A 12,376-nucleotide genomic window follows, 5' to 3' on the forward strand; every position below is an offset into this window, starting at 1 on the left:
ACGCTTTTTCAAAATTTCCAAATTTTAAAATTCAAAAAGCCCGAAACAGGCTTCAATCTGTATGATTGTAACCTATAACGGGCTTCTTTGTCCAGTTCTATTTCATTATACCTGATATAACTCAAAAGAAGATTATTAGAATTAATCCACCACTACAACACGCATGATGTTCGTGTAAGCAGCCGGCTCATGGCGATCTGCCTTATTTACGACACCAGCGGTCACAACTGCGACATCACCGGCAGTCAGCACGTTCTTCTCCTTCAGAGTCTCTAAGGAAGACTCGATCAGAAGGTCGGTGGAATCTGCACGTCTTGCCTCATACGGCTTTACGCCCCAGTATAACTGCATCTGGCGAACGGTCGTTGCGTTCGGAGACAGACCGATGATCTGAGCTGCCGGTCTCCACTTGGAGAGCAGGCGGGTCGTGAATCCGGTGATCGTCGGAGCGATGATTACCTTTGCCTTCAGATCATGAGCAGTTGCAACAGAAGAATAGCAAACAGCGTTAGAGATGTTGTGCTCGTTCTCTGCGCTTACCTTACGCTGACGATATGCATTGTAGTCAAGGAACTGTTCGGTTGTCTCACAGATCTGTGCCATCATCTTCAGAGCCTCAATCGGGTACTTACCCATTGCAGTCTCTCCGGAAAGCATAACAACATCGGTTCCGTCGTAAACAGCATTTGCAACGTCACCAACCTCAGCACGGGTCGGACGCGGGTTGCGGATCATGGAATCAAGCATCTGAGTTGCAGTGATAACCGGCTTACAAGCCTGATTACACTTGCGGATCAGCTCCTTCTGGATGTGCGGAACCTGCTCCGGCGGAATCTCTACGCCCATGTCTCCACGAGCTACCATAATGCCGTCACTTGCCTCGATGATCGCATCCATGTTCTCGATTCCCTCTGCATTCTCGATCTTGGAAATGATCTGGATCTGAGAACCAGCCTCGTCAAGAATTGCGCGGATCTCGCGAACTGCATCTGCGGTACGGATGAAGGAAGCTGCGATGAAATCGAAGCCCTGCTCGATACCAAACTGGATATCTGCCTTATCCTTCTCAGTCAGTGCCGGAAGCTTGATCTTGACGTTCGGTACGTTTACGCCCTTCTTCTCGCCAAGCTCACCGCCGTTTACAACCTTACATACGATGTCGGTTCCGTTTACTTCCTGAACGAGAAGCTCGATCAGACCGTCATCGATCAGGATGCGGTTTCCCGCAGTGACATCGCTGTTTAATCCATCATAGTTAATATAAACCATCTGGCTGTCGCCCACGATCTCGCGGGTAGTCAGGGTAAAGGTCTGTCCCTCTGTGAGAGTCACTTTTTTCCCATCTTTCAAAAGACCGGTACGAATCTCAGGTCCCTTGGTATCCAGAACCGCAGCGATCGGGAGACCGGTCTCTTCGCGAATGCTCTTAAGCATATCAAGGCGCATCTTGTGCTCCTCGTAATCTCCATGAGAGAAATTGAAACGGGCAATATCCATTCCATTCTCTGCCAATGCCTTCATTACGTTACGATCATTGGTATTTGGTCCCATGGTGCAGATAATCTTTGTCTTCTTCATAACGACTCTCCTTCTATATATTGGTCAATGCTCATCATCCTTCGTCACATGTTTATGTGTGTAAAGATGATCCTGACAGTACTCATAATCCCCTTCGCACTTTGAACAGTAGCGGAACTCCAGATTTGGGTCATCCATCTCTGTGCGCCCGCAAACAGCACAGCGATGGCGTGCCTTTCCGGGTGTCACAATCTTTGTGGCTTCTTTTTTGAAATTCTGCCGGCGCCGGATTTCGCTCGGCGCATACCGTCTGTTACTCTTATGATTGTTGCGTGTCAGCAATATAAAAATAATCACATTCGCCAGAGACATGATGATCTCCAGTCGTGTGCTCAAGGGTCCAAACACAAAACTGTACAGATAGACTGCACACTCTGCCACGGCAAGCCATTTTGCCTTGATCGGCAGAACAAAAAACAGCAAGAACTGGGCATCCGGGAAATAGATCGCAAATGCCAGAAAAATGGAAAAATTCAAAAATCCGGTCGTCATGACGACGGGCTGTCCCAGTAACAGATACACAACAAGACTCGCAAGCACCTGTCCGATCACGCCCATAAAGAAAAAGACGTTAAAGCGGAAAGCACCCCAGATATTCTCGAGCGTCTGCCCCAGACTGTAATACATAAACAGCGCAATCACTCCGACGAACACACTCGTCATCTTCATACTTCCGATTGCCGGAGGATAAATCAGAAAAGTGACAATTCGCCAGATCTGTCCGTGAAGAATCGCGATCGGATTCAGGCACAGATAATTCCAGTAAAAATAAGGCTGAGCCATATAGAGCACCAGCCCGATTCCATAGAGAATCACAATGTAGTACATCAGATTCTTTATGGCATATCTCTGATATTTTCGTTCCAGATCATAAAAGAACTTCATTCAGTGAGTTTCCTTTCTTAATTAGAAGAGAGCTTTCTCTAAAAAACTTTTTCTAAAGAACAATTTCTTTGAAAAGATTTTTTAGAAAAGATCTTTCTTCGAGAAAATCCATGCAACCACTCCGGTCAGGATCAGGCTGATCGCCATAACAATCCAAAATCCGTATGAAACCGTAGAAAACGGCATCCCGGTCGGACTGACATTCATTCCGTAAAAGCTCGCGACCATCGTCGGAATCGAAAGTACAATCGTGATCGTCGCCAAAAACTTCATCGCGATATTCAGGTTGTTGGAGATGACAGAGCCGAACGCATCCATCATTCCTCCCAGAATTCCGTTGTAGATATTCGCCATCTCGATTGCCTGCTTGTTCTCTATGATAACATCTTCCAGCAGTTCCGTATCTTCCTCATACTTCTTGATTCGCTCACTCTTCATCAGTTTCTCAAGAACCACCTCGTTTGAACGAAGGGATGTTGTGAAATATACCAAGCTCTTCTGAAGTTCCAGAAGCTCAATAAGTTCCCGGTTCTTCTGTGATTTGTGAAGCGTCGTCTCGACCTCCTCACTCTTCTTATCAATAATACGCAGATACTGTAAGTACTGCTGTGCATTCTTGTAAAGAATCTGCAAGATAAATCTTGTCTTCATGTGGGTGTAAAAGTTTTTTACTCGTCCGTCCATAAATGCGTTGAGTACCGGCGTTTCTTCGAGGCAGACTGTAATAATCAGATCACTTGTCATAATGATACCCATAGGGATCGTCACATACCAGTCTTTTTCATTTCTCTCCTCAATCGCAGGAATATCCACCAGAATCAGGCTGTAATTATCTTCAATCTCAATACGGGAACGTTCCTCTTCATCCAGAGGTGCTTTCACATCATCCGGATCGATCTCATAACGCTCGGCAATCTCCAGAATCTCTGTTGCCGTTGGGTCAATCAGAGAAATCCAGCATCCCGGCGTTGTCTCTTCCGTCTGACGGGTCACACCGTCCTCGGTTTTAAAAATACGAATCATTTCTGTTCCCTGCCTATCTGGATTCCGTAATTATGCAAACATTTCTGTCTGCGACGTTATCATTATAAATTCTGCCTGTATTTTTGTCAAACCCATTGCTTATCATTTTTCAATTTCTAACACATTTTCTATTTTTTCTTCACATTTTTTTTACAGAAGAGTAAATTGTAATCATATCCGTTTTATGTTAGACTAATACTCGTATGCCTTTTGGAATACTTCAATGTACATTTATTCAGATTTTTTATCAACTTTTATAAGATTACTAAAAAATTATCAAATTTATCAAAAAATTATCAAGTGCTATCACGTAAAGTAAATAAGCTGCAAGGCTACAAAACATGCAATACGATAACGGTAAGCTTAAAAAAATAACTGTACATGTTCAAAAGAAAAGGAGGCAGGGGGATTCCCCCGCAAATATGAATTCACAGCATAATTTAAAAAACATAACAACGAAAGACCTAACTGAAAAAACTGAAAACCAAATGAAAACCCCTACACAAAATCAAACACCTTACACCTTGGGAATCGACATCGGTTCCACAACGGTTAAGATCGCCGTCTTAGACGGTGACAATCACATATTATTTTCCGACTACGAGCGTCACTTTGCCAATATTCAGGAGACGCTCGCTCTTTTACTGAAAAAAGCGAAGGAACAACTCGGTCCCCTTGAGGTTCACCCGAGCATCACCGGATCAGGCGGACTCACGCTCTCAAGCCACTTACAGGTGCCGTTTACGCAGGAGGTCGTTGCCGTCGCAACTGCGCTTCAGGACTACGCTCCACAGACGGACGTCGCAATCGAGCTCGGCGGTGAAGATGCCAAAATCATCTACTTCACCGGCGGAATCGATCAGCGAATGAACGGAATCTGCGCCGGCGGTACCGGTTCTTTCATCGACCAGATGGCTTCCCTGCTTCAGACGGATGCCTCGGGCTTAAACGACTATGCCAAGAATTATCAGATGATCTACCCGATCGCTGCCCGCTGTGGCGTATTCGCAAAATCTGATATTCAGCCGCTGATCAACGAGGGCGCGACGAGAGAAGACCTCTCCGCCTCGATCTTCCAGGCAGTTGTCAACCAGACAATCAGCGGTCTCGCCTGCGGAAAACCGATCCGCGGAACCGTTGCCTTCCTCGGAGGTCCGCTCCACTTCCTTCCAGAGCTGAGAAAAGCATTTATCCGGACGCTGAACCTCGATCAGGACCACATCGTCGCTCCGGATCACTCTCATCTGTTCGCCGCAGTCGGCTCTGCGATGAACGCAAAGGAGGACGTGACCGTTTCCCTCGATCACATGATCGATCAGCTCTCCTCCGGCATCAAGATGGAGTTTGAGGTCAAGCGTATGGAACCGCTGTTTGCGACTCAGGCAGACTATGACACCTTCCTTGCGCGCCATGAAAGCCACACTGTAAAAAGGGGCGATCTGTCGACCTATTCCGGCGAATGTTTCCTCGGAATCGACGCCGGTTCGACGACGACAAAAGTTGCCCTCGTCGGTGAGGACGGAAGCCTTCTCTACCATTTTTATGACAACAACAACGGAAGCACGATTGCGACCGCCATCCGCGCGATGAGCGAGATCAAGGCTCAGCTTCCAGAGACTGCTCATATCGCCTGGTCCTGTTCAACCGGATACGGCGAGGCACTCTTAAAATCCGCATTCATGCTCGACGAGGGCGAGGTCGAGACGATCTCCCACTACTATGCGGCTGCATTCTTTGAGCCGGATGTAGACTGCATCCTCGACATCGGCGGTCAGGACATGAAGTGCATCAAGATCAAGGACGGCACCGTCGACAGCGTGCAGTTGAACGAGGCCTGCTCCTCGGGCTGTGGCTCTTTCATCGAGACATTTGCAAAGTCCTTGAATTACAGCGTGATTGATTTCGCAAAGGCCGCACTCTTTGCAGAGAATCCGACCGACCTTGGAACGCGTTGTACCGTATTCATGAACTCCAACGTCAAGCAGGCACAGAAGGAGGGCGCAACCGTCGCAGACATCTCTGCCGGACTCGCCTACTCCGTCATCAAGAACGCACTCTACAAGGTAATCAAGATCACCAGCCCGTCCGACCTTGGAACGCACGTTGTCGTTCAGGGTGGAACATTCTACAACGACGCAGTTCTTCGCAGTTTCGAGAAGATCTCCGGCTGTGAGGCAGTCCGCCCGGATATCGCCGGCATCATGGGTGCTTTCGGCGCTGCTCTGATCGCAAGAGAGCGTTGCAACCGCTCAAAGGGAACCTCGATGCTCTCGCTCGACAAGATCCTTGCGCTCAAATACGACACTTCGATGGCGCGATGCAAGGGATGTACGAACCACTGCGTTCTGACAATCAACCGCTTCGGCGGTGGTCGCCAGTTCATCAGCGGAAACCGCTGTGAACGCGGACTCGGCAAGGAGAAATCCCGCAAGGAGATCCCGAACCTTTTCGACTACAAGTATCACCGGATGTTCGACTACGAGCCTCTGACGGAGGATCAGGCACCGCATGGCACAATCGGAATCCCGCGCGTGCTTAACATGTACGAGAACTACCCGTTCTGGGCTGTCTTTTTCAAGGAGCTTGGTTTCCGCACCGTGCTCTCCCCACAGTCCACGCGAAAGATCTATGAGCTCGGCATTGAGTCGATCCCGAGTGAGTCCGAGTGCTACCCGGCAAAGATCGTTCACGGTCACATCAGCTGGCTGATCCGTCAGGGAATCAAGGAGATCTTTTATCCGTGTATCCCTTACGAGCGCAATGAGACCCCGGAGGCCGGCAACCATTATAACTGCCCGATGGTCACCTCCTACGCGGAGAACATCAAGAACAACGTCGAGGAGCTCGCAGAGAACAACGTTCATTTCATGAACCCGTTCCTCGCATTTACAAATGAGGAGATTCTGACGCGCCAGCTGATCGTCGAGATCGGCAAGGAATACCAGATTTCTTCGGTTGAGATCCAGAAAGCCGCACATCTCGCTTGGCTTGAGCTCTTAAAATCCCGCGAGGATATGGAGAAGAAGGGCGAGGAGACAATCGCATGGCTGAAAGAACATGGCAAACACGGAATCGTGCTCGCCGGTCGTCCTTATCACGTCGATCCGGAGATCAACCACGGAATCCCGGAACTCATCACTTCCTATGGAATGGCAGTTCTGACCGAGGACTCGATCTGTCATCTCGGTGAGGTTGAGCGCCCACTGATTGTCACCGACCAGTGGATGTACCATTCCCGTCTCTACAAGGCGGCCTCCTACGTCAAGAAGAGTGACTGTCTCGACCTGATTCAGTTAAACTCCTTCGGCTGTGGACTTGACGCCGTGACAACCGACCAGGTCCATGATATTCTCACCAAATCTGGAAAGATTTATACGGTGCTCAAGATCGATGAGGTCAACAACCTCGGCGCAGCGCGCATTCGTGTCCGCTCCCTGATCGCCGCTCTTCGTGTCCGCGACCAGAAGCACTTTGAGCGCAAGGTCGTATCGAGCGCTTACAACCGTGTCGTCTTCACCAAAGAGATGAAGAAGAACTACACGCTCCTGTGCCCGCAGATGTCTCCGATCCACTTTGAGCTGATTGAGCCGGCAATCCGCACATTTGGATACAACATTGAGGTACTCCAGAATGACAGCCGAAATGCGATCGATGTCGGTCTGAAATACGTCAACAACGACGCATGCTACCCGTCGCTGATCGTCATCGGACAGATCATGGATGCCCTGCTCTCCGGAAAGTATGACCTCGACCACACCGCAGTCTTCATGAGCCAGACCGGTGGCGGTTGCCGTGCATCGAACTACATCGGCTTCATCCGCCGCGCGCTCGAGAAAGCCGGAATGCCTCAGGTTCCTGTAATCTCAGTCAACGCAAACGGCATGGAGACAAACCCGGGATTCAACTTCACTCCGGGTCTGATCACAAAGGCCATGCAGGCAGTCGTGTACGGAGATGTCTTCATGCGCGTGCTCTATGCAACCCGCCCATATGAGAAGGTTCCGGGCTCCGCAAATGCCCTTCACGAGAAATGGAAGGCTCGCTGTGTCAAGAGTCTCTCAACCCGCTCCGCTGGCATGGTGGAATTTGGAAGAAACCTGCGTGGAATCGTCCGCGATTTCGATCGCCTTGAGCGCACCGGCGCGCAGAAGCCGAAGGTCGGCATTGTCGGAGAGATCCTTGTAAAGTTCTCCCCGCTCGCAAACAACCACATCGTCGAGCTGCTTGAATCTGAAGGCGCAGAAGCTGTGATGCCGGATCTGATGGATTTCCTGCTGTACTGCTTCTACAACAGCAACTTCAAGGCAGATCACCTCGGTGGAAAGAAGTCCTCCGCCCGCCTGTGCAACCTCGGAATCTCCCTGCTTGAGTACTTCCGAAAGACCGCACGAAAAGAACTTGAGAAGAGCGAGCACTTCACTCCGCCGTCCCGCATCTGGGAGCTTGCAGACATGGCTAAAAACTATGTCTCCCTCGGAAACCAGACCGGTGAGGGATGGTTTTTGACCGGTGAGATGCTTGAGCTGATCCACAGCGGTGTCAAGAATATCGTCTGCACCCAGCCGTTCGGATGCCTGCCGAACCACATCGTCGGAAAGGGTGTCATCAAGGAACTGCGCCAGAGTCATCCGGATGCAAACATCATTGCCGTCGACTACGATCCGGGCGCAAGTGAGGTCAACCAGCTCAACCGAATCAAACTGATGCTGGCAACCGCACAGAAAAACTTGAAGACGACAAAATAATAATAACAGGAATAAGGGAATAAAAGAATTTAGAAATCAGAAATTAAAAATCCCTGCGAAAAACTCATAAAAAAATTTGCAAACAAGAAAACCTCCGATCATCAGATTTTAAGTCTGACGATTGGAGGTTTTCTTGTTTTAACGTTTCGTTTTATTTTGTTTTTTCAGGATTTCCTCAGCTTCTATTTATCTGTTGTCCTTCCCTGCTTTCTTTATTTCTTCTCTCTCATCATTATCCTTCCTTAGCGTCTTCCATCATCTCCAAAAATTTCTTCACCTCCACAGCTACTCGCCCCTTTCTCCACACAAGCAAAATCTCCGTTGCAAGATCCGCGTCCTTGATCTCCCACGCTTTCAATTTTTCCGACTGCTTCAGCATCAAAGCCGGAAGAATCGCAATTCCAAGTCCCTTTTCTGCTATAATGAGTGCTGTGCGGGCATCTTCACACGCGCAATAAATATTCTGCGTCACACCGGCTTTTTCAAAGACTGAGAGCATGTACTTTTGATAACGACGCGAAAGAATCAGTGGCTGATCCATCAGTTCATGCAGACTTACAGAGGTCTTCCCCTCAAACAACGGATACTCTGGAATCGCCATCGCAAGCAGTCGTTCCTTCGCAAGTGATTTTACTTCACAGCCACTGAGTGCAATCGGAGTTCGCAAGGTCGTGATATCGACCTGCTGATTCTCAATCTGCTCTTTCAATGTAAATGTAGACCCCTCATGAATATCGAATCGAATCTGCGGATATCGCCTTGCAAATTGCTGAAGATAGTCTGACATCATCGAAACCGTGGATGGCGTCATCCCAATATGCAAGGTTGTTGCCTGACTGGATTTTAGCACTTCACTCTTCGTCAGTTCTGTGAGTGTCAAAATCTTCTCTGCCTGTTCGTAAAGGGTTTTTCCCGCCTCCGTCAGCGTGATTCTCTTTGTTCCGCGCAGGAAAAGTGATACTTTCAACTCTTCTTCCATCATCTTAATCTGGTAGCTGAGCGGTGGTTGCGTCATATGCAGTTCTCTCGCCGCTCCGCTGATCGTCCCAGCTTCCACAATCGCACGAAAATATTCCAGCTGTTTGATTTCCATTTTGTTTCTCCATAAACATACAAATTTTATTTAATTTCGATATAAATTCAATAATTTACATATATCTTATCGCTTGCTATACTTGAAATCAAGAAAAATAATAAATAAAAGAAAGGAACAAAAACGATTTCCATGAAACGAGTTGATTTTGAAAATGGAACGATAACCGGCAACATCCTTGGGGCAACCCTCCCGATGCTTGTCGCCCAGATTCTAAACTTACTGTACAATATCGTGGACCGCATTTACATTGCCCGCATCCCAGGAGAGGGAACGACCGCACTCGGAGCTGTCGGACTGTGCTTTCCACTCATTGTCATCATCACCGCATTCTCCAACCTCTTCGGAAGTGGCGGTGCCCCTCTCTTTTCCATTCAGAGAGGAAAGAAAAATCTGCAGAATGCAAGACACCTTATGGCAACTTCGTTTACCATGCTCTGCTTCAGTGCGGTTATTCTGATGGGAATCGGACTAATCCTTTCTCGTCCACTTCTGATTCTGTTTGGCGCATCCGAAAACGCAATGACCTACGCTCATCCTTATCTGACGCTTTACCTGATTGGCACGCTTCCGTCGATGATTGCTGTCGGAATGAACCCGTTTATCAATGCTCAGGGGTACTCACTGATTGGAATGTTTTCTGTCACAATCGGAGCGATCGCCAATCTGTTGCTTGATCCACTCTTTATCTTTGCACTTGGCTTAGGTGTGCGTGGAGCCGCAATTGCGACTGTCATTTCCCAGTGTCTGTCCGCTCTCTTTGTGCTGTATTTCCTCACAAAAAAGGCAGAACTGAAACTGCGTTTTCTTCGTAAAAGTGAATGGAAAGGCTCTGTCGCTTCTGCAAAGGAAATTATCAGTCTTGGAACTGCCGGATTCATCATGCAGTTGACAAACAGCCTTGTAACAATCTGTTGCAACCATGTTCTTTCCGTCACCGGAGGCGATATCTACATCTCCGTCATGACGATTGTGTCGAGCGTCCGTCAGCTCGTGGAGACCCCGATCTATGCGATCACAGAGGGTTCCTCCCCGATTTTAAGCTACAATTATGGTGCCAGACGCCCTGCGCGTGTAAAGAATGCCGGAGTTGTCATGGGACTCTTGATTCTCGGATACACCGCTATCATGTGGAGTCTTATCATCCTGATTCCGGATACCCTGATCCGTGTTTTCAGTTCCGACGCACAGCTGGTACAGGATTCTGTTCCTGCTCTGAAACAATACTTTGCCGCATTTATCTTTATGGATCTGCAATACCTCGGTCAGACCGTATTTAAATCCTTAAACAAAAAGAAGCAGGCGATCTTCTTCTCCCTGCTCCGCAAAGTCTTTATCGTTGTACCGCTGACCTACCTGATGCCGTATGCGCTTCATATGGGAACCTCCGGCGTCTTCCTGGCCGAACCGGTATCCAACCTTATCGGCGGAAGCCTCTGCTTTATCACGATGCTGTTCATGGTACTGCCGGAATTAAAGCGAATGGAACTGGAAAAGTAATCGAACCTAAAACAGGGCGCATGGGGAAATCCCCATACGCCCTGTTCTTTATATGATTGACTCAGCTCTTATTCAGATACGCATTTTCGATCTTAAATACCACAGAATTTTTTATACCTGACCATCAGTTACGCAGGCATCAATCTTTGCAGAGTATCCCAGAGTACCCTCTACGGTGGTCATCTCGGTAATCTTGCTGTCAGATGCGCCCGGTACACGGAAGTCATGGTTGTCCAGTCTTACAACCGGGGTCTCAACCGGCTTCTCGAGCTGTGGAACGTAGTCATACGGATAACGGTAAGCACGGTATACCATCTCACGCATGCCCTTGAACGGTGCGATGAACTCCCAAACAACTTCCTTGTCCGGAGTCACCTCGAACATTCTCATATAGCAGCCTTCACAGATCAGGGTGTTGCCGTTTGGCAGACGCTGTGCGGAGCTGATCAGCGGGCTGTAGAACTTGGAGTCTGCAACGATGCCCATCATACCGCCGAAGGTACGGCCGGAGAACTCCCAAACAACTTCCAAAGTGGTCGGGTCAATTTCCAGAACACGAGAGTGGTCACGCAGATCTGCCTTACCACCATCACGGCTGCAACGGCTCGGCATACCATATCCAGCCCATCCACCGTTATCGAACAGAAGGATGTTGCCCTCACCCGGAAGTCCCTTCGGGATCATATGGCAGTGATGCTGACCGATGATCTGGCCGATGATTCTCAGCTCTTTGGACTCGGTGAAGTCCGGACCGATCTTCCAAACAATCTTACCGGTCTTCTTGCTGATGATTGCCATGATGTTTGCCTCACGAGCATCCCAGATGATGTTCTCCGGGTTGAATCTCTCATCGCCTGCATCATACCACTTGTTCGGTCCAAGTACGCTCATGGAGTTGATGTGCATCCAGTCACTCTGTCCGCCACCATTCTCATGGATGTTAGGGTTACGGGCCAGAACGTTCTTTGCGATCTCGCTGAAGCCTAACTCGTTGAAGTGCTGGCTTACATGCCACTCCCAGACGATATTGCCTTCCCAGTCAACCTCGATGAAGACATCATCCAGCAGACGATGCTCACTGATCTTCTTGTTGTAAACATCCTCATGGCACAGGATCAGAGTATTACCACTCTCAGTCTTTGCCTCCATGCCCGGAACGTAGTAACCAACCGGGTTACCCTCTCTCTGGTAGTCATGGTGCTGACGAGCGATCCATCTCTTGTCGCCATCATCATCTACGAGCTCTTTCTTATCGAATTTCCATACTACTTTACCATCCCAGTCAACCTCTACAACATCGGTCTGGTCCTGATAACCGAATTTCGGATCACGAAGTCCTAAGCTACCCATCAGATAGCCACCCGGAAGCAGTTTGTTCGGGAATCCCTGAACATCCTTCCAAACCTTCTTGACGTTACCATTCATGTCGACCAGAACAGCACCAATTCCCTGACACTGCATCAGCGTATAACCGCTCCATGCCTTCTCCGGATCATAAATTGTTGTTCCCATCGGGTATACATTGTAAAGTCCCATTGCGAAAACCCTCCTT

General features: G+C 48.6%; 7 protein-coding genes. 2 read left to right on the forward strand and 5 right to left on the reverse strand.

Annotation, left to right across the window (positions count from 1 at the left end; translation table 11 throughout):
* Positions 1–141: 141 nt before the first annotated feature.
* From pyk to AC4EVX_RS03110, 3 genes are all read right to left on the reverse strand, one after another.
* On the reverse strand, positions 142–1,578 hold the full coding sequence (gene pyk, locus AC4EVX_RS03100) for a pyruvate kinase (RefSeq protein ID WP_177977515.1): 1,437 nt from the start codon (positions 1,576–1,578) through the stop codon (positions 142–144).
* Positions 1,579–1,602: 24 nt separating this feature from the next.
* Entirely contained in the window at positions 1,603–2,463 is an 861-nt protein-coding gene (locus tag AC4EVX_RS03105) for a hypothetical protein (protein WP_177977516.1), read from the reverse strand.
* 81 nt (positions 2,464–2,544) lie between these two features.
* Complete coding sequence (locus tag AC4EVX_RS03110) at positions 2,545–3,486, reverse strand: magnesium transporter CorA family protein (protein ID WP_177977517.1); 942 nt, start codon at positions 3,484–3,486, stop codon at positions 2,545–2,547.
* 488 nt (positions 3,487–3,974) lie between these two features.
* Between AC4EVX_RS03110 and AC4EVX_RS03115 the strand changes: the two genes are divergently transcribed.
* On the forward strand, positions 3,975–8,231 hold the full coding sequence (locus AC4EVX_RS03115) for an acyl-CoA dehydratase activase-related protein (protein ID WP_177977518.1): 4,257 nt from the start codon (positions 3,975–3,977) through the stop codon (positions 8,229–8,231).
* Positions 8,232–8,463: 232 nt separating this feature from the next.
* On the opposite strand, the gene AC4EVX_RS03120 is transcribed toward AC4EVX_RS03115, so the two are convergent.
* Entirely contained in the window at positions 8,464–9,324 is an 861-nt protein-coding gene (locus tag AC4EVX_RS03120) for a LysR family transcriptional regulator (protein ID WP_490159541.1), read from the reverse strand.
* A gap of 132 nt (positions 9,325–9,456) precedes the next feature.
* Between AC4EVX_RS03120 and AC4EVX_RS03125 the strand changes: the two genes are divergently transcribed.
* The gene (locus AC4EVX_RS03125; RefSeq protein ID WP_177977520.1) at positions 9,457–10,824 is read left to right on the forward strand and encodes an MATE family efflux transporter; all 1,368 of its coding nucleotides are present in this window, start codon (positions 9,457–9,459) and stop codon (positions 10,822–10,824) included.
* Between the two features lie 111 nt (positions 10,825–10,935).
* Here the strand turns inward: AC4EVX_RS03125 and AC4EVX_RS03130 are convergent, their stop codons facing one another.
* Complete coding sequence (locus tag AC4EVX_RS03130) at positions 10,936–12,360, reverse strand: aryl-sulfate sulfotransferase (RefSeq protein ID WP_177977521.1); 1,425 nt, start codon at positions 12,358–12,360, stop codon at positions 10,936–10,938.
* Positions 12,361–12,376 lie beyond the last annotated feature (16 nt).

This window comes from Brotaphodocola sp., assembly GCF_983179755.1.

Bases quoted from the DNA above. Each gene is read 5' to 3' on its own strand.
- pyk (WP_177977515.1), bottom strand. From the start codon at position 1,578: ATGAAGAAGACAAAGATTATCTGCACCATGGGACCAAATACCAATGAT.
- AC4EVX_RS03105 (WP_177977516.1), bottom strand. From the start codon at position 2,463: ATGAAGTTCTTTTATGATCTGGAACGAAAATATCAGAGATATGCCATA.
- AC4EVX_RS03110 (WP_177977517.1), bottom strand. From the start codon at position 3,486: ATGATTCGTATTTTTAAAACCGAGGACGGTGTGACCCGTCAGACGGAA.
- AC4EVX_RS03115 (WP_177977518.1), top strand. From the start codon at position 3,975: ATGAAAACCCCTACACAAAATCAAACACCTTACACCTTGGGAATCGAC.
- AC4EVX_RS03120 (WP_490159541.1), bottom strand. From the start codon at position 9,324: ATGGAAATCAAACAGCTGGAATATTTTCGTGCGATTGTGGAAGCTGGG.
- AC4EVX_RS03125 (WP_177977520.1), top strand. From the start codon at position 9,457: ATGAAACGAGTTGATTTTGAAAATGGAACGATAACCGGCAACATCCTT.
- AC4EVX_RS03130 (WP_177977521.1), bottom strand. From the start codon at position 12,360: ATGGGACTTTACAATGTATACCCGATGGGAACAACAATTTATGATCCG.